The 18064-nt window shown below is 70.8% G+C and carries 18 protein-coding genes; 6 read left to right on the forward strand and 12 right to left on the reverse strand.

What is annotated here, in order from left to right; all coding sequences use genetic code 11:
* Positions 1-22 precede the first annotated feature (22 nt).
* From CLV70_RS12555 to CLV70_RS12590, 8 genes are read right to left on the reverse strand one after another with little or no spacing between them, the layout of a single operon-like run.
* A complete protein-coding gene (locus tag CLV70_RS12555) occupies positions 23-451 on the reverse strand; it encodes a metal-sulfur cluster assembly factor (RefSeq protein ID WP_106126629.1) in 429 nt (142 codons plus the stop codon).
* Entirely contained in the window at positions 448-897 is a 450-nt protein-coding gene (gene sufU, locus CLV70_RS12560; RefSeq protein ID WP_106126924.1) for a Fe-S cluster assembly sulfur transfer protein SufU, read from the reverse strand. Before sufU ends, CLV70_RS12555 begins: the two co-directional genes overlap by 4 nt.
* Positions 894-2123 (reverse strand): cysteine desulfurase, encoded by a 1230-nt coding sequence (locus tag CLV70_RS12565; protein WP_106126630.1) that lies wholly within the window; start codon positions 2121-2123, stop codon positions 894-896. The genes sufU and CLV70_RS12565 overlap by 4 nt, the downstream gene beginning before the upstream one ends.
* Before the next feature lie 8 nt (positions 2124-2131).
* Positions 2132-2890 (reverse strand): Fe-S cluster assembly ATPase SufC, encoded by a 759-nt coding sequence (sufC, locus tag CLV70_RS12570; protein WP_106126631.1) that lies wholly within the window; start codon positions 2888-2890, stop codon positions 2132-2134.
* Entirely contained in the window at positions 2887-3219 is a 333-nt protein-coding gene (locus tag CLV70_RS12575; RefSeq protein ID WP_106126632.1) for a non-heme iron oxygenase ferredoxin subunit, read from the reverse strand. The genes sufC and CLV70_RS12575 overlap by 4 nt, the downstream gene beginning before the upstream one ends.
* 3 nt (positions 3220-3222) lie before the next feature.
* Complete coding sequence (gene sufD, locus CLV70_RS12580; RefSeq protein ID WP_106126633.1) at positions 3223-4356, reverse strand: Fe-S cluster assembly protein SufD; 1134 nt, start codon at positions 4354-4356, stop codon at positions 3223-3225.
* Positions 4357-4416: 60 nt separating this feature from the next.
* Positions 4417-5838 carry a Fe-S cluster assembly protein SufB gene (sufB, locus tag CLV70_RS12585; RefSeq protein WP_106126634.1) on the reverse strand — a complete coding sequence of 474 codons (1422 nt, stop codon included), beginning with the start codon at positions 5836-5838 and terminating at the stop codon, positions 4417-4419.
* The gene (locus CLV70_RS12590) at positions 5838-6545 is read right to left on the reverse strand and encodes a helix-turn-helix transcriptional regulator (protein WP_106126635.1); all 708 of its coding nucleotides are present in this window, start codon (positions 6543-6545) and stop codon (positions 5838-5840) included. The genes sufB and CLV70_RS12590 overlap by 1 nt, the downstream gene beginning before the upstream one ends.
* Positions 6546-6729: 184 nt before the next feature.
* Between CLV70_RS12590 and CLV70_RS12595 the strand changes: the two genes are divergently transcribed.
* Positions 6730-7674, forward strand: coding sequence for a COX15/CtaA family protein (locus CLV70_RS12595; RefSeq protein ID WP_425440144.1), 945 nt, complete (start codon positions 6730-6732; stop codon positions 7672-7674).
* Positions 7675-8543: 869 nt separating this feature from the next.
* Here CLV70_RS12595 and CLV70_RS12600 read toward each other — a convergent pair.
* Together CLV70_RS12600 and CLV70_RS12610 are read right to left on the reverse strand one after the other, a co-directional pair.
* On the reverse strand, positions 8544-8840 hold the full coding sequence (locus CLV70_RS12600) for a hypothetical protein (RefSeq protein WP_106126637.1): 297 nt from the start codon (positions 8838-8840) through the stop codon (positions 8544-8546).
* A gap of 405 nt (positions 8841-9245) precedes the next feature.
* Positions 9246-10208, reverse strand: a complete 963-nt coding sequence (locus CLV70_RS12610) for a heme o synthase (RefSeq protein ID WP_425440145.1) — start codon at positions 10206-10208, stop codon at positions 9246-9248.
* 333 nt (positions 10209-10541) lie between these two features.
* Here CLV70_RS12610 and tkt point away from each other — a divergent pair, with 333 nt between their 5' ends.
* The 5 genes from tkt to pgl all read left to right on the forward strand — a co-directional run bounded on the left by tkt (position 10542) and on the right by pgl (position 17213).
* Positions 10542-12596, forward strand: a complete 2055-nt coding sequence (gene tkt, locus CLV70_RS12615; protein WP_245908214.1) for a transketolase — start codon at positions 10542-10544, stop codon at positions 12594-12596.
* A 54-nt stretch (positions 12597-12650) separates the two neighbouring features.
* Positions 12651-13793: a transaldolase gene (gene tal / locus CLV70_RS12620; RefSeq protein ID WP_106126640.1), complete on the forward strand. Its 1143-nt coding sequence runs from the start codon at positions 12651-12653 to the stop codon at positions 13791-13793.
* 72 nt (positions 13794-13865) lie between these two features.
* A complete protein-coding gene (zwf, locus tag CLV70_RS12625) occupies positions 13866-15383 on the forward strand; it encodes a glucose-6-phosphate dehydrogenase (protein ID WP_170148605.1) in 1518 nt (505 codons plus the stop codon).
* On the forward strand, positions 15380-16396 hold the full coding sequence (locus CLV70_RS12630; protein ID WP_106126642.1) for a glucose-6-phosphate dehydrogenase assembly protein OpcA: 1017 nt from the start codon (positions 15380-15382) through the stop codon (positions 16394-16396). Before zwf ends, CLV70_RS12630 begins: the two co-directional genes overlap by 4 nt.
* Before the next feature lie 97 nt (positions 16397-16493).
* A complete protein-coding gene (pgl, locus tag CLV70_RS12635; RefSeq protein WP_106126643.1) occupies positions 16494-17213 on the forward strand; it encodes a 6-phosphogluconolactonase in 720 nt (239 codons plus the stop codon).
* Between the two features lie 51 nt (positions 17214-17264).
* Here pgl and fliQ read toward each other — a convergent pair whose 3' ends face one another.
* Both fliQ and CLV70_RS12645 read right to left on the reverse strand, forming a co-directional pair.
* Positions 17265-17534: a flagellar biosynthesis protein FliQ gene (gene fliQ / locus CLV70_RS12640; RefSeq protein WP_106124652.1), complete on the reverse strand. Its 270-nt coding sequence runs from the start codon at positions 17532-17534 to the stop codon at positions 17265-17267.
* Positions 17535-17624: 90 nt separating this feature from the next.
* Entirely contained in the window at positions 17625-18032 is a 408-nt protein-coding gene (locus CLV70_RS12645; RefSeq protein ID WP_106126644.1) for a VOC family protein, read from the reverse strand.
* Positions 18033-18064 lie beyond the last annotated feature (32 nt).

Here is an 18064-nt window from a genome sequence, read left to right on the forward strand (position 1 = left end):
CGCGGCGGCTCGGAGGCTGCGGTCAGACGTTGAAGCCGAGGGCGCGGAGCTGTTCCCGGCCGTCGTCGGTGATCTTGTCGGGGCCCCACGGCGGGAGCCACACCCAGTTGATCCGGAAGTCCTTCACCAGGCCGCCGCCCGGCCCCACGGTGAGCGCCTGGCGGGTCTGGTCCTCGATCACGTCGGTCAGCGGGCAGGCCGCCGACGTCAGTGTCATGTCGAGGGTGGCCACGTTGTCGTCGTCGACGTGGGCGTCGTAGACGAGGCCGAGGTCGACCACGTTGATGCCGAGCTCCGGGTCGACGACGTCCTTCATCGCCTCCTCGATGTCGGCGATGCTGGCCTTGGACACGGTCCCGCCCTCGGCCGCCGCCACGGGCGCCTCGGTCACCGCCACGGGCGCCTCGGTCACCGCCACCTCAGCGGTCTCTTCCACAGTCTTGTCGGTCATGCCGTCACCTCCGGGCTCACGCCCACACCGGCGCGTACCGCGGCGTCCTTGAACGCCATCCACGGCAGCAGCGCACATTTCACCCGGGCCGGGTACTTCGCCACCCCGGCGAACGCGATGCCGTCGCCGAGCACTTCCTCGTCCGGTTCGACCTGGCCGCGGCCCTGCATCAGGTCCACGAACGCCTCGTGCACCGCGAACGCCTCGGCCGGCGTACGGCCGCTGAGCAGCTCGTGCAGCACCGACGCCGAGGCCTGGCTGATCGAGCAGCCGACGCCGTCGTACGAGATGTCCGAGAGGTCGCCGGTGACCCGGACGGTGATCTCGTCGCCGCACGTGGGGTTCACGTGGTGCGCCTCGCCCTGGTACGGGTCGCGCAGGCCGCGCCCGTGCGGATGCTTGTAGTGGTCCAGGATGATCTCCTGGTACAGCTGATCGACCATCAGGCGAACACCTTCCGCACCTGCTCCAGACCGCGCGCCAGGGCGTCGATCTCGTCCGTCGTCGTGTAGAGGTAGAACGAGGCCCGGGTCATCGCCGGAACCCCGAACCGCGCGCACACCGGGCGCGCGCAGTGGTGACCCACTCGCACCTCAACACCGAGACCGTCGAGAATCTGCCCGACGTCGTGCGGATGGATCCCGTCGACCTCGAACGACACCGTGCCGCCGCGGCCCTCGGGCGTGCCCGGGCCGAAGATGCGCACGCCGGGGACGTCCGCGAGCGCCTTCAACGCGTACGCGGTGATCTCCTGCTCGTGGCGGTGCACGTTCTCCATGCCCAGGGCCGTCAGGTAGTCGACCGCCGCGCCCAGGCCGATGGCCTCGGTGATCGGCGGGGTGCCGCCCTCGAACCGGGCGGGGGGCGGCGCGAACGTCGTGCCGCCCATGGTGACCGTCTCGATCGTCGAACCGCCCGCCAGGAACGGCGGCATCGCCTGGAGCAGCGCCGTACGCCCCCAGAGCACGCCGATGCCGGTCGGCCCGAGCATCTTGTGGCCGGTGAACGCGATGAAGTCCGCGCCGAGGGCGGTCACGTCCACCGGGAAGTGCGGCACGGACTGGGAGCAGTCCAGCATCACCAGCGCGCCGACCTCGCGGGCCCGGGCGACGATCCGCGAGGGGTCGTTGATCGTGCCCAGGATGTTGGACATGTGCACGATCGAGACCAGCCTGGTGCGCTCGTTGACGAGCGTGGCCAGCTCGGACTCGTCGAGCCGGCCGTCGTCGGTGACCCCGAACCAGCGCAGGGTCGCACCGGTGCGCCGGCACAGCAGCTGCCACGGGACCAGGTTCGAGTGGTGCTCCATCTCCGACACGACGATCTCGTCGCCCGGTCCCAGCGACAGGAACTCCGCCGCCGTCCACGCGACCAGGTTGATCGCCTCGGTGGAGTTCTTGGTGAAGACCACCTCGTCGGGCGAGGGCGCGCCGATGAACGCGGCGACCTTCGCGCGGGCCGCCTCGTACGCGGTCGTGGACTCGGTGCCCAGGGTGTGCACCGAGCGCGACACGTTGCCGTTGTGCCGCTCCTGGTGGTCGCGCATGGCGTCGATCACCTGGCGCGGCTTCTGCGAGGTGTTGGCGCTGTCCAGGTAGACCAGCGGATGCCCGTTGATCTGCCGGCTCAGGATCGGGAAGTCCGCGCGGACCGCCGCGACGTCGAGGGTCATGTGATCTCCTAGGCGCGAGTCAGGAAGCGCTCGTATCCCTCGGCCTCGAGCTGTTCGGCGAGCTCGGGGCCACCCTCCTCGACGATCCGGCCGGCCACGAAGACGTGCACGAAGTCCGGCTTGATGTAGCGCAGGATGCGGGTGTAGTGGGTGATCAGCAGCAGGCCGGTGTCGCCGGTCTCGCGGACCCGGTTGACGCCCTCGCTGACCACGCGCAGCGCGTCGATGTCGAGGCCGGAGTCGGTCTCGTCGAGGATCGCCACCTTCGGCTTCAGCAGCTCGAGCTGCATGATCTCGTGCCGCTTCTTCTCACCGCCGGAGAAGCCCTCGTTGACGTTGCGCTGGGCGAACGACGGGTCCATCTGGAGCTTCTCCATGGCGCCGCGCAGCTCGCCGGCCCAGGTGCGCAGCTTCGGCGCCTCGCCGTCGATCGCGGTCTTCGCCGTACGCAGGAAGTTCGCCACCGACACGCCGGGAACCTCGACCGGGTACTGCATCGCCAGGAACAGGCCGGCGCGGGCGCGCTCGTCCACACTCATCGCCAGCACGTCGTCGCCGTCGAGGGTCACCGTGCCGCCAGTGATCTCGTACTTGGGGTGGCCGGCGATGGAGTAGGCCAGGGTGGACTTGCCGGAGCCGTTCGGGCCCATGATGGCGTGCGTCTCGCCCGCCTTGACGGTGAGGTCGACCCCGGCCAGGATCGGCTTCAGGTCGCCCTCGGGCAGCTTGACCGAAACCTGCAGGTCGTGGATCTCCAGGGTGCTCACGGCTCTACTCCATTACTCGGTGTCGTCGAAACGTAGATGTCGCCGTCGCGGATCTCGACGGGGAAGGTCGCCACCGGCTCGGTGGCGGGCAGGCCGGAGGGCTCACCGGTACGCAGGTCGAAGCGGGAGCCGTGCAGCCAGCACTCGATCATGCAGCCCTCGACCTCGCCCTCGGAGAGCGCGACCGACGCGTGGCTGCACTCGTCGCGTACGGCGTAGAAGTTGTCGTCGTCCGCATGCACGACCGCGACGTCGACGCCGTCCACCTCGACGGAGACCGCCGTGCCCTTCGCCACGTCGGCGGCCGGCCCGACAAGCTCGAACGTCATGGCTCAGGCCCCCGCCTTCGCCAGCCGGGCCTCGATGGCGTCGCCCAGGCGCTCGCGCAGCCCCTCGACCGGGATCTTGTTGACCAGCTCGGCGAAGAAGCCGCGGACCACCAGCTTGCGCGCCTCGAACTCGGGGATACCGCGGGCCATCAGGTAGAACAGCTGCTCGTCGTCGAACCGGCCGGTGGCGCTGGCGTGGCCCGCGCCGGCGACCTCGCCGGTCTCGATCTCGAGGTTGGGCACCGAGTCGGCCCGGGCGCCGTCGGTCAGCACCAGGTTGCGGTTGATCTCGTACGTCTCCGTGCCGGTCGCCGCCGCCCGGATGAGCACGTCGCCGACCCAGACGGTGTGCGCGGACGCCCCCTGCAGCGCGCCGCGGTAGCCGACGTAGCTGCGGCAGTCCGGCACGCTGTGGTCGACCAGCTGGCGGTGCTCGAGGTGCTGGCCGGCGTCGGCGAAGTACAGGCCCCAGAGCTCGGCGTCGCCGCCACGGCCGGCGTACTCGACGCTCGTGAACTGGCGCACCAGGTCACCGCCGAGGGCGACCTGCACGTGCTGGATCCGCGAGTCCTTGCCGACCTTGAACTTGACGTGCTGCGCCTGGACCGAGCCGGCGTCCCACTCGGCGACCGTGACGAAGGTCAGCTGGGCGCTGTCGCCGAGGACGACCTCGATGTTGTCGGCCAGCGTCGCCGTGCCGGTCTGCTCCAGCACGATCGTGACCTTGGCGAAGTTGCCCACCCGCACGTACGTGCGCGCCGCCGCGGCCTCGGCACCCTGCCCCACGACCTGGATCACGGCCGCGGTGTCGGACACCGTCTCGGCCGCCACGTCGATCAGCGTGACCGCCGCCGCGGACCCGTACGCCAGGGCACTGATCCGGTCGAACGGCGTGAGCACGGCGTCGACCTTGCCGGCGTCGACCTGGGTCACCGAGACGCCCGCCGGCAGGTCGCCGGGGGCGTACCCGGGCGCCGCACCGGACAGCGAGGCCGCCGTGATCAGCGAGCCCAGCCGCTTGACCGGGGTGAAGCGCCACTCCTCCTCCAGGCCGTTGACGGCCGGGAAGTCGGTGACGTCGAAGGAGCGCAGCACCTGCGACTTGGTGCTCGGCGGGGCCATGGCCTCGGTAGTCATCTCGTCCTAAATCTCAATCGTCTCTTTTAGCGTTACCAGCGGGCCCAGGGCAAGGAGGCGTCAGCCGACGGCCCCTTCCATCTGGAGCTCGATGAGGCGGTTCAGCTCGAGGGCGTACTCCATCGGGAGCTCCTTGGCGATGGGCTCGATGAAGCCGCGCACGATCATCGCCATGGCCTCGTCCTCGGTCAGGCCCCGGCTCATCAGGTAGAAGAGCTGGTCCTCGCTGACCTTGGAGACGGTCGCCTCGTGGCCCATGTTGACGTCGTCCTCGCGGATGTCGACGTACGGGTACGTGTCCGAGCGCGAGATCGTGTCGACCAGCAGCGCGTCGCACTTGACCGTGCTGGCGCTGTGGTGCGAGCCGTCCATGACCTGCACCAGGCCGCGGTACGACGTGCGGCCGCCACCCCGGGCGATCGACTTGCTGACGATCGTCGAGGACGTGTACGGCGCCGCGTGCACCATCTTGGCGCCGGCGTCCTGGTGCTGGCCCTCGCCGGCCATCGCGACGCTGAGTACCTCGCCCTTGGCGTGCGGGCCGGTCATGTAGACGGCCGGGTACTTCATCGTCACCTTGGAGCCGATGTTGCCGTCGATCCACTCCATGGTCGCGCCCTCCTCGCAGGTGGCGCGCTTGGTGACCAGGTTGTAGACGTTGTTCGACCAGTTCTGGATGGTCGTGTACCGGCAGCGGGCGTTCTTCTTGACGATGATCTCGACGACCGCGCTGTGCAGCGAGTCGGACGAGTAGATCGGCGCGGTGCAGCCCTCGACGTAGTGCACGTACGCGCCCTCGTCGACGATGATCAGGGTCCGCTCGAACTGGCCCATGTTCTCGGTGTTGATCCGGAAGTACGCCTGCAGCGGGATCTCCACGTGCACGCCCTTCGGCACGTAGATGAACGAGCCGCCGGACCACACGGAGGTGTTCAGCGCGGCGAACTTGTTGTCGCCGACCGGGATCACCGTGCCGAAGTACTCCTTGAAGATGTCCTCGTGCTCCTTGAGGGCGGTGTCGGTGTCGAGGAAGACGACACCCTGCTCCTCCAGGTCCTCACGGATCTTGTGGTAGACGACCTCGGACTCGTACTGCGCCGCGACGCCGGCCACGAGGCGCTGCTTCTCCGCCTCGGGGATGCCCAGCCGGTCGTACGTCGCCTTGATGTCCTCGGGCAGGTCCTCCCAGCTGGCGGCCTGCTTCTCGGTGGAGCGCACGAAATACTTGATGTTCTGGAAGTCGATGCCGGTGAGGTCGGCGCCCCAGTTCGGCATGGGCTTGCGGTCGAACAGGCGCAGGCCCTTGAGGCGAAGGTCGAGCATCCACTGCGGCTCGTTCTTCTTCGCGGAGATGTCGCGCACCACGGCCTCGGACAAGCCGCGCTGCGCGGCGGCGCCCGCGACGTCGGCGTCGGCCCAGCCGTACTCGTACTTGCCCAGAGCGGCCAGGTGCTCTTCCTGAGTGACGATCTGGTCGGTCATTATCCGTTCCTAACCGTGGTTGCGACGGGTACGCACTGGGGAGCCGGGATGTGCGTGGTGCACACCCCGTCGCCGTGCGCGATGGTGGCGAGGCGCTGCACGTGGGTGCCGATGAGCCGCGAGATGACCGCGGTCTCGGCGTCGCACAGCTGGGGGAACTCGGCGGCCACGTGGGCCACCGGGCAGTGGTGCTGGCACAGCTGCCCGCCGGACGCGATCGTGGTCGCGTTGGCAGCGTAGCCCTCGGCGGTGAGCGCCTCGGCGAGCGCCTCCGCCCGTGCGATCGGGTCGTCGCCGGCCTCGAGCATCGCCGTCCGGCAGCGCTCCTCGAGCGCGGAGACCTGAGCGGCGGCGAACGCGTCGACGGCCTGCGCACCGCCGTGCTCGGCGATCCAGCGCAGCGCCGCGGTGGCGATGCCGTCGTAGAAGTGCGGGAAGCCCTCGCGGGCGGCGGCGGTGAGCACGAACGCCTTGGCCGGGCGGCCACGGCCGCGCGGGCCGCGGCGCGGCGTCTCGCGGACCTCGACGAGCTGGTCGGCCAGCATCGCGTCGAGATGCTTGCGGATCGCGGCGGGGCTCAACCCGAGCTGAGCGCCGAGCTCGGCCGCGGTGGCCGCGCCACGCTCGAGAAGCAACTGCGCAACCCGGTCCCGGGTACGCCCGTCAGCGACCCTGCCGTCAGTGGCCTTGCCGTCGGAGGAGGGCACGGGGGCAGTGCGAGGGCCGGCGGCCGCATCGGCCACCTGACTGCTCCTCGACAGCACTCCGTATTTCACTACGGCAACGTTACGTATTTCGTTCCGTCCCTGCAAACCGCCCACCCGGTGATCCAGGACACCGCGCCACGGACGGCCCGGAATCGCCGTCGAAACCGGGCGTACGATGCCGGAGGTGAGCAAGAGCACCCTGTTGCGCCGCCTGGCCCTGGCCTCCCTGATCGCCAACGTCGGCCTGGTCGTCACGGGTGCCGCGGTCCGGCTGACCGGTTCGGGGCTCGGCTGCCCCACCTGGCCGAAATGCACCGACGCGTCCTACACGACCACCCACGAGATGGGCGTCCACGGCGTCATCGAGTTCGGCAACCGGCTGCTCGGCATCGCCCTCGGCCTGATCGCGCTCGCCACCTTCGTCGCGGCGCTGCTGCAGAAGCCCCGCCGCCGCTCGCTGGTGCTGCTGTCCCTCGCGGCCGGCCTCGGCATCCCGGGCCAGGGCGTGATCGGCGGCATCACGGTGCTGACCGACCTCAACCCGTGGGTGGTCGGCCTGCACTTCCTGCTCTCGATGGCGCTGATCACCGCGACCTGGGCCCTCTGGCAGCGCACCGGCGAGGGCGACGCTCCCGTACGCCGGCTGGTCGCCACCCCGCTGCGCCACCTGGCCGCCCTGACCACCCTGGTGAGCGCGGCGGTGATCGTGGTGGGCGTGATCGTGACCGGCAGCGGCCCGCACGCCGGCGACGAGCAGGCCAAGCGCAACGGCCTCGACCCGACGACCATCTCCCAGGCCCACGCGGACCTGGTCTTCCTGCTGATCGGCCTCTCGGTGGCGCTGTGGTTCGCCCTCCGCGCGGCCGGCGCCCCGGCCCCGGCGATCCGCGCGGCGGCCGTGTTCGTCCTGGTGGAACTGGCCCAGGGCCTGATCGGCTTCGTCCAGTACTTCACCCACCTGCCGGTGATCCTGGTGGCGGCCCACATGCTCGGCGCCTGCCTGGTCTGGGTAGCCACCCTCAATCTCCTCTGGCGCCTCCGCGACCGCCCCACCCCGGCACCCCCCGCCGACGCACACCCGGCCCTCCCCGAGCCGGCCGCCCCCCCCCCCCCCGCCCCGGTCCCCTGAACCCACCCCCGCCCCGGCCGTGTCTTGTGTCGACCCAGGAGCGCGGCGCTGATGGAACGTCTCGCCGACGAGCAGTGCGAGAAGCTGCGGCGCAAGAGCTGGTGCCGTAGCTGGGTGGATGGCCCTGACCGTCACTCCCGCCCCGGCCGCCCAAACCCGCTCCCGGCCCGGTCCCCCGAGCCCACTAACGCCACGGCCGCCCAATCCCACTCCCGCCCCGACCGCCTGAACACGCTCCCGCCCCGGCCGCCCCCGCCCTGGCCGCCGAGCCCACTCACGCCCCGGTCCCCTGAACCCGCTCACGCCACGGCCGCCTGAACCCGCTCACGCCCTGGTCCTTGAACCCACTCCCGGCCCGGCGCGCCCGGCGACTCAGCGGCGTCGGCCTGCACGCCCTCGCGGTGGATGACGCACCCTCAGCCGACAGCCAGCCATACGCCCCCGGTAATGGAGCGTGTGCGCCGCGCTCATCCGCAGGCGTAAGGCCGGCGCGCACCGGCCGGGAGGGCTGCGGGCCCAGCCGATCGCAGATCGATTCCGCGAGGCGCGCCGGGGGCTCAGGGTCGGGCTCAGCCACCCCGGGAGGGACCTGGGCCCGGCCGATCGCATGCCGCTTCCGCGAGGTGCCTCGGGGGTTCGGGGTCGAGCTCAGCCACTCACGCAGAATGAAGGGTGCGGAGGGCCGCTCAGGAGCCCCCGGGCGACTGGCTCTCCGCGCCCGGCCTCGACGGGAGTGACGGTCAGTGCCACCCACCCAGCTACGACATCAGCTCTTGACCCGCGCTCCTGGCCCGACACCAGACACGGCCTCGACGGGAGCTGACATGAGAGCGGCCCGGACGATCGCCCGGGCCGCTGGAGTCTGTGGGTTACCTCGCCATGCTGCGGCGGGACATTGATCGCCAAAGGTCGTTGCTGGGTCGCATCTGCTCCATGAGCTCGCGCTCCCATTCGTTCTCCACCTGGACGCCCGCTGTTTCGCAGGCCTTGCGGGCCACGTCCGTGCCGGCGGCGGCGAACTGGTCCGTCCACTCGCCGTCCTCGCCCACCAGGACGATGCGGGCGCCGCGCTTGCCGACGTACTCGATGACCGCTTTCGCGCCGCCGTGGCCGACGGCGAACGACCGGATGTCCGCGGTCAGTGTCGTATCGGAACCTTCTGCCATGGGGGAAGAGTAGGCAGACTTTCGCCGCGAGCAACTAACCCGCGGCGGGTTTTGTGATGCCAATTACCTGCGGGTTTAGCCGTCGGAAGCATAGTTATGCCCCGATACAGTCCGTTTTATCCCCGCGCACGCATTCCATCGATCGAGTGACGCAGCGTCACCGGAAGGGCCGGGGAAACGGGCATTGTGTGCGACGTTCCGCAATGGCGTCACTCAATGGAATCGGACGCTGTGTGCGATGCGCGAAGCGGGCCGGCAGCCGACAGCCAGCAGCCGACAGCGACCGGCGGCCGACAGTCAGCGGCCAGCGACCGGCGACCGGCGACCGGCGGCCAGCGACCGGCGGCCGACAGTCAGCGGCCAGCGACCGGCGACCGGCGACCGACAGCCAGCGACCGGCGGCCGTCAGATGAGCGCGTCGACCGCGACCGCGATGAAGAGGATCGTCAGGTACGTGATCGACCAGTGGAACAGGCGCATGGCCTTCAGCGGCTCGCCGCGGCGGGAGCGGCCGACCAGCCGCAGGGCCTCGACGAGGAACACCGCGCCCGACACGACCGCCGTGATGCCGTAGATCGGACCCATGCCCAGCGGCCAGGCCGCCAGCGACGCCACCACGGTCAGCGCGGTGAAGACGACGATCTCGGTGTTCACCCGGCGGGCCGAGCGGACCACGGGCAGCATCGGGATGCCGGCGCGGGCGTAGTCGTCCTTGTATTTGATGGCGAGCGGGTAGAAGTGCGGCATCTGCCAGAAGAAGACGACTGCGAACAGCGCCCAGCCGATCGGGGCCACCGTGCCGGTCACCGCGGCCCACGCGATCAGCACCGGGGCCGCCCCGCAGATGCCGCCCCAGAAGGTGTTCTGCGGGGTGCGGCGCTTGAGCCAGAGCGTGTAGACGACGTCGTAGTAGACGATCGCCGCGGCGGTGAGCGCGGTCGCCAGCCAGTTGGTGAACGCCGCCATGAGCACGAGCGAGATCACCGACAGGGTCAGCCCGAAGACCAGGACCGAGCGCGGGGTGAGGCTGTGCGTCGGCAGCGGGCGGCGCTTGGTGCGGCGCATCAGCTGGTCGATGTCGCGGTCGATGTAGCAGTTCAGGGCGCTCGCCGCGCCCGCCGCCAGCGAGCCGCCGATCAGCACGACCGCCATCAGGCCCAGGTCCGGCCAGCCGCCCGCGGCGAACATCATCGCCGGGATGGTGGTGACCAGCAGAAGCTCGACGATCTGCGGCTTGGTCAGCGAGACGTACGCCCGGAGAACAGCGCGGACGTCGCGACGGGCACGGGTGGGGGCCGCCGTCCGCGGCGCCGCCTCCCGGAGACCCGGCGACCGCCCCTGGGCGGGACGCTCGGTGATCATGCTCACGGACAGCCACCTTCCGGCATCGGCGAGGGCGTATTTCAGCGCCGATGCCGGTGGGGACCGGCCTGGCACGTTGGGACAGCCTACGCGCAGCCCGGGGCGCTGCTCGGTCGACCCGTCGGGGGTGCAGGGCATCACAGGCCGGGCCCCGGATGTCCGCTCTCAGCGTATGGGCCTGGGGCGTTCCCGAGGCGGTGGTTTACCGCGACTGGATAGGGTCAACTCAAAAGGGTTCCTACACCATGCCCGAGGAGAACGACCGACGTGGCTGCCAAAGACGATTTGAACTGGTCCGACCTCGACCGCCGGGCGGTCGACACCGTCCGGGTGCTGGCCATGGACGCGGTCGAGAAGGCCGGTAACGGCCACCCCGGCACGGCGATGAGTCTCGCGCCGGCCGCCTACCTGCTCTTCAACCGCGTCATGCGGCACGACCCGACCGACCCGCTGTGGGCCGGCCGCGACCGGTTCGTGCTCTCCTGTGGCCACTCCAGCCTCACGCTCTACATCCAGCTGTACCTCAACGGCTTCGGCCTGGAGCTGGACGACCTGGCCTCGCTGCGGCAGTGGGGCTCGCTGACCCCCGGCCACCCCGAGTACGGCCACACCCCCGGCGTGGAGGTCACCACCGGGCCGCTCGGCCAGGGCATCGGCAACGCGGTCGGCATGGCGATGGCCGCCCGCCGCGAGCGCGGCCTGTTCGACCCCGGGGCCGCCGACGGCGCCTCGATCTTCGACCACCACGTGTACGCGCTCTGCTCCGACGGTGACATCGAGGAGGGCGTCAGCCACGAGTCGAGCGCCGTCGCCGGCGTGCAGAAGCTCGGCAACCTCACGGTGATCTACGACGACAACGAGATCTCCATCGAGGACGACACCCGCATCGCGAAGAACGAGGACGTCGGGGCGCGCTACGCGGCGTACGGCTGGCACGTGCAGACGGTGGACTGGCGGCAGGGCGACCCCGAGAAGGGCGACTACCACGAGGACGTCGAGGCGCTCTGGGCCGCGATCCAGGAGGCCAAGGCGGTCACCGACAAGCCGTCGTTCATCGTGCTGCGGACGATCATCGGCTGGCCCGCGCCGAACAAGCAGAACACCGGCAAGATCCACGGCTCGGCCCTGGGCGCCGACGAGGTCGCGGCCACCAAGGAGATCCTGGGCCTGGACCCGGCCGCGTCGTTCGCCGTCGACCCCGAGGTGCTCGCCCACGCCCGCCAGGCCGCTGCCCGCGGCCGCGAGGCGCATGCCGAGTGGGACAAGGCCTTCGAGGCCTGGGCCGCCGGCAACGCCGACGCCAAGAAGCTGTACGACCGCCTGGCCGCCCGGGCCCTGCCCGAGGGCTGGACCGAGGCGCTGCCGGAGTTCCCGGCCGACGAGAAGGGCCTGGCCACCCGGGCCGCGTCCGGCAAGGTCCTGGACGCCCTCGCGCCGGTGCTGCCGGAGCTGTGGGGCGGCTCGGCGGACCTCGCCGAGAGCAACAACACCACGATGAAGGGCGAGCCCTCGTTCATCCCCGCGGAGTACGCGACCAAGGCGTTCCCGGGTCACGAGTACGGCCGCACCCTGCACTTCGGCATCCGCGAGCACGGCATGGGCTCGATCCTCAACGGCATCGTGGCCCACGGCGGCACCCGGGCGTACGGCGGCACGTTCCTGGTCTTCAGCGACTACATGCGCGGCGCGGTCCGGCTGTCGGCGCTGATGAAGCTCCCGGTCGTGTACGTGTGGACGCACGACTCCATCGGCCTGGGCGAGGACGGCCCGACGCACCAGCCGATCGAGACGCTGACCGCCCTGCGCGCCATCGTCGGCCTCGACGTGGTCCGCCCCGCCGACGCCAACGAGACCGCCTGGGCCTGGCGCGGCGCGCTGGAGCACACCGACCGCCCGACCGCGCTCGCCCTGTCCCGGCAGAACCTGCCGACCATCGACCGCGCCAGGTACGCGTCGGCGGAGGGCACCCTCAAGGGCGGCTACATCCTCTCCGAGGCGTCGAACGGCGAGCCGCACGTGATCCTCATCGGCACCGGCTCCGAGGTGTCGATCTGCCTCGCCGCCCAGGAGCGCCTCGAGGCCGAGGGCACCCCGACCCGGGTCGTGTCGATGCCCTGCCAGGAGTGGTTCTTCGAGCAGGACACCGCGTACCAGCAGAAGGTGCTGCCGCGGGGCGTCAAGGCGCGGGTCTCCGTCGAGGCCGGCGTCCGGATGAGCTGGGACCGGCTGGTCGGCGATGCCGGCGAGGCGGTCAGCATCGAGCACTACGGCGCCAGCGCCCCGGCCAAGATCCTGTTCGAGCAGTTCGGCTTCACCGCGGACAACGTGGTGGCCAAGGCCAACGCCGCCCTCGCCAAGGTCGGCGAAATCACCGGTCACACGACCGGAAACTGAGCCGCCCAGGCGGCTTCGCCGCACTGCAAGGCCGAGAATAGAAGGAGTAGTGCGATGACCGACAGGCTGGCAGAGCTCTCCGCCGCGGGTGTGGCGGTGTGGCTCGACGATCTCTCCCGCGTCCGGCTGCAGAGCGGTTCGCTGGACAGGATGCGCACCGAGCAGCACGTGGTGGGCGTCACCACGAACCCGACGATCTTCGCCAAGGCGCTCGCCGACGCGGACGCGTACGACGAGCAGCTCAAGGACCTGGCCGCGCAGCAGGTCACCGTCGAGGAGGCGGTGCGGCTGCTCACCTCGTACGACGTGCGGTGGGCGTGCGACGTCATGCGCCCCGCGTACGACGCGTCGAACGGCGTGGACGGCCGGGTGTCCATCGAGGTCGACCCGCGCAGCGCGCACCTGACCGAGAAGACCGCGGCCGAGGCGAAGACGCTGTGGTGGCTGGTCGACCGCCCGAACCTGTTCATCAAGATCCCGGCGACCCAGGCGGGCCTGCCGGCGATCACCGCCACGCTGGCGGCGGGGATCAGCGTCAACGTCACGCTAATCTTCTCGCTGGAGCGCTACCGGGCGGTCATGGACGCCTTCCTGGCCGGCATGGAGCAGGCGAAGGCGAACGGCCACGACCTCAGCAAGATCGGCTCGGTGGCCTCGTTCTTCGTGTCCCGCGTGGACACCGAGATCGACAAGCGGCTGGACAAGATCGGCAGCGACGAGGCCAAGGCCCTCAAGGGCAGGGCCGCCGTCGCCAACGCCCAGCTCGCCTACCAGGCGTACGCGGAGATCTTCGCCTCGGACCGCTGGAAGGCGCTGGCCGACGCGGGCGCCCTGCCCCAGCGGCCGCTGTGGGCGTCCACCGGCACCAAGAACCCGGACTACAAGGACACCGTCTACGTCGAGGAGCTCATCGCCTCCGGCACGGTCAACACCATGCCCGAGTCGGTCATCAAGGCGTACGAGGACCACGGCGAGACCCGGGGCGACACGGTGACCGGCTCGTACGCCGACGCCCAGAAGGTCATGGACGACGTGGCCGCGGCCGGCGTCGACCTGACCGACGTGTTCAGGGTGCTCGAGGACGAGGGCGTCGAGAAGTTCGAGGCCAGCTGGGCCGAGCTGCTCGAGGACGTCAAGAAGTCCCTCGACGCGGCCGCCGGGGGCGACGACAGCCCGAGCGACGCCGCGGCGCGGTGACCACCGGCCTGCTCGCGGCCGTCCGGCCGCGAGCAGGCGCCGGACCGATCAAAAGCTGGCAGGATGGGGCACGTGGGTAATCCGCTGCGCACGGCACAGGACCGACGGCTGCCCAGGATCCCGGAGCCCTGCGCTCTGGTGATCTTCGGCGTCACCGGTGACCTGTCGCGAAAGAAACTGATCCCGGCCGTCTACGACCTCGCCAACCGGGGTCTGCTGCCGCCCGGCTTCGTGGTCCTCGGCTTCGCCCGCCGCGACTGGGGCGACGGCGACTTCGAGTCGCTGGCCTACGAGGCGGCGAAGAAGGGCGCCCGGACCCCGTGGCGCGAGGACGTCTGGCAGCGGCTGGCGAGCCAGTTCCAGTTCGTGCCCGGCTCCTTCGACGACGACGCCGCGTTCGACCACCTGGCGAGCACGCTGGACGAGCTGCGCGAACGCAACGGCATCGCGGGCAACGCCGCGTTCTACTTCTCCATCCCGCCGGCCGCGTTCCCGCTGGTCCTCAATCAGCTGAACCGCACCGGGATGGCGGACAACGCCAAGTCCGGCGGCTGGCGCCGGGTGGTCGTCGAGAAGCCGTTCGGCAACGACCTGAAGACCGCCATGGCGCTCAACCACCTGGTCGACGAGGTCTTCACCCCCGCGGACGTCTTCCGCATCGACCACTACCTGGGCAAGGAGACGGTCCAGAACATCCTGGCCCTGCGCTTCGCCAACAGCCTGTTCGAGCCGGTGTGGAATTCCAAGTACGTCGACTCGGTGCAGATCACCATGGCCGAGGACGTCGGCATCGGCACCCGCGCGGCGTTCTACGACTCCGCCGGCGCCGCCCGCGACGTGCTGCAGAACCACCTGCTCCAGCTGCTTGCGCTGGTGGGCATGGAGGAGCCGACGAGCTTCGACCCCAACGAGATCCGCGCCGAGAAGCTGAAGGTGCTCAAGGCGATCAGCATCCCGCAGGACATCGCCGCCGGTTCCGTGCGCGGGCAGTATCTCCAGGGCTGGGTGGCCGGCGAGCGCGCGGTGGGCTACCTGGAGGAGAAGGGCGTCCCGGAGAATTCCACCACCGAGACCTATGTGGCCGTACGCCTCGGCATCCAGAACAGGCGCTGGGCGGGCGTGCCGTTCTTCGTCCGCGTCGGCAAGCGGATGCCGCGCCGGGTCACCGAGATCGCGATCCTGTTCAAGCGCGCGCCGCACCTGCCGTTCGACCCGGCCGACGTGGAGATGCTGGGCAACAACCAGCTGGTCATCCGCGTGCAGCCGGACGAGGGCGTGGTGCTCAAGTTCGGCTCCAAGGTCCCCGGCACCACCATGGAGGTCCGGGACATCGCCATGGACTTCCAGTACGGCGAGGCGTTCACCGAGTCCAGCCCCGAGGCGTACGAGCGGCTCGTGCTGGACGTGCTCGTCGGCGACCGCACCCTGTTCCCCGACGCCGCCGAGGTCGAGCAGAGCTGGCGCGTCATCGACCCGCTCGAGGAGGCGTGGGCGGGCACCGAGCCGGAGCCCTACCGGGCCGGCGAGTGGGGACCGCGGGCTTCGGACGAGATGCTGGCCCGCGAGGGCCGTTCCTGGAGGCGTGCATGATCGGCTTGTGGGACACCACCGGCAACGAGGTCGTCAAGGCGCTCGCGGCCGAGCGGCGCAGCGCGGGCGGCGTGGCCTCCGGTCTCGCCCTGACGCTGGTCGCCGTGGTGGAGGAGAAGAAGGTCCGCGAGGCGGAGGCCGCCGCCACGATCGCCGCGGCCGCGCACCCCTGCCGCCTGCTCATCGTGGTCCGCTCCGACCTGGAGGGCCGCAGCCGGCTCGACGCGGAGATCGTCGTGGGCGGCCGGCTCGGTCCGGCCGAGGCCGTCGTGATGCGCATGTACGGCCGCCTCGCGCTGCACGCCGAGTCGGTGGTCATGCCGCTGCTCGCCCCGGACGTGCCGGTGGTGACGTGGTGGCACGGCGAGCCGCCGGACGTCATCGCCAACGACTTCCTGGGCGTCGTCGCCGACCGGCGCATCACCGACAGCAAGCTCGCCCCGGACCCGGTGGCGGCGCTCAAGCAGCGGGCCGCCGACTACGCGCCCGGCGACACGGACCTCACCTGGACCCGGATCACCCTGTGGCGCACCCTGGTCGCGGGCGCGTTCGACACCACCGAGGAGCGGGTCACCGGCGCCACGGTCATCGCGCCGGCCAACGACCCGACCGCCGCGCTGATGTGCGGGTGGCTCAAGTCGCGGCTGGGCATCGAGCCGAAGTGGGAGCACACCGACCGGGCGCCGCGCATGCACACGGTGCAGCTGGAGTGCGCCAACGGCGACTGCGTCACGGTCACCCGCGAGGAGGGCACGGCCCTGTTCAGCCGCTCCGGGCAGGAGCCGCGCTACATGCCGCTGCCCAAGCGCCCGGTCGGCGACGAGCTGGCCGAGGAGCTGCGCCGCCTCGACCCCGACCAGATCTACGGCGAGGCCCTGGGCGCGATGGCCGGCATGCCCGGCCTCGACGAGAAGCCGGCGATGCGGGTGCACGTGTGGAAGGACCCGGCCCAGGCCGCGCGCGCGGGCGAGGAGGCCGGCGCGATGGCGGGCCCCGGCGGATCCGCCGCCTGAACCCGGGCACTCGGGTTCGATACCGGTTGTTCACTAAGATCGACGGGGCCGTCCCGCGGGGCGGCCCCGAGCCGTGGGTGCCGACGTGAGGAGTCCGATGAGCGAGACCGTTGTGGTGGTGGTGCCGGACGCGGACGTCCTGGCGTCGGCGGTGGCGGCCCGGCTGGTCACCGCGATCATCGAGGCGCAGGCCGTGCGCGGGCGCGCCGACGTGGTGCTGACCGGCGGGCGGGTCGCCGCTAAGGTGCTGCGCGCGGTCAAGGACCTCCCGGCCACGGCGGCCATCGACTGGTCCCGCGTCGACCTGTGGTGGGGCGACGAACGGTTCCTGGCGGCCGGCGACCCGGACCGCAACGAGACCCAGGCCCGCGAGGCCCTGCTCGACGCTCTGCCGCTCCACGCGGCCCGGGTGCACGCGATGCCGCCGTCGGACGGCCCGGACGGCGACGACGCCGCCGCGGCCGCGGCCCGCTACGGCGACGAGCTCGCCGCCTCGCTGCCCACCTTCGACGTGCTGATGCTGGGCGTCGGCGAGGACGGGCACGTGGCGTCGCTCTTCCCGGGGCACCCGGACGCCACCGCCGACGGCACGGTCACCGCCGTGCACGACAGCCCGAAGCCGCCGCCGACGCGCATCTCGCTGACCTTCTCGGCGATCCGCTCGGCCGCGGAGGTGTGGCTGGTCGCGGCCGGCCCGGACAAGGCGGACTCGGTCGGCGCGGCGCTGCGCGGCGACACCGGCCTGCCCGCGGCCCGCGCCACCGGCACGAGGAAGACCGTCTGGCTGCTGGACACGGCGGCCGCGGCGAAACGCTGACCGGACGAAAAAGGGCCGCCCTCCAGGGCGGCCCTTTTTTCTTGCGCAAGTTCAGCTCAGCAGCGACGGAATCTTCTCGAACAACTGCGTCGTGTACGTCACCATCTCGTGCAACATCCAGTTCCCACTGAACAGAATCGCCGCACCCACCGCGATCGCCTTCGGCACGAACGACAGCGTCGCCTCCTGAATCTGCGTCACCGACTGGAACAACGAGATCGCAAAACCGATCAGCAACGCCGTCAGCAACACCGGCGCACACATCTTCGCCGCAATGGTCATCGCCTGCAGGCCCAGCTCCACGATCTGCGTATCCGTCATGCCATCCCCTTCGGGACCCCCGGACCACCCCGGAGTGCACAACAGGAATACGACGGTTGCCGTTCGGTTCAGCCCCGCGAAACCCTCAAGTCAGGCGCGCGACGAGATCTGCTGCACCGCCCAGCCGTTGCCGTCGGGGTCGGCGAAGAACACGAAGCCGACGTTGTCCAGCGGGTGGGGCGTCGGGCTGGGGTTCTCCCCCAGCCGCTGCACGTCGCTGACCGCGACGCCGCGGGCCACCAGCTCGGCGTGCGCCCGGTTGATGTCCGGCACGACCAGCTGCAACCCCTTGAGCGAGCCCGGCGGCATGTCCGGCACCGCGCCCCGCCCGATCACGATCGAGCAACCGGAGCCCGGCGGGGTGAGCTGCACGATCCGGACGTCGTCGCCGAACGCGGTGTCATGATCGACGTGAAAGCCGAGCTTCCCGGCGTAGAACTCCTTCGCCCGGTCGATGTCGGAGACCGGCACGACCACCACTTCCAAGGTCCAGTTCACCGGCCCATCCTGACAGGTACGCCACCCCCGCG

It is taken from the genome of Pseudosporangium ferrugineum, from assembly GCF_003002065.1.
GTDB classification, from domain to species: domain Bacteria; phylum Actinomycetota; class Actinomycetes; order Mycobacteriales; family Micromonosporaceae; genus Actinoplanes; species Actinoplanes ferrugineus_A.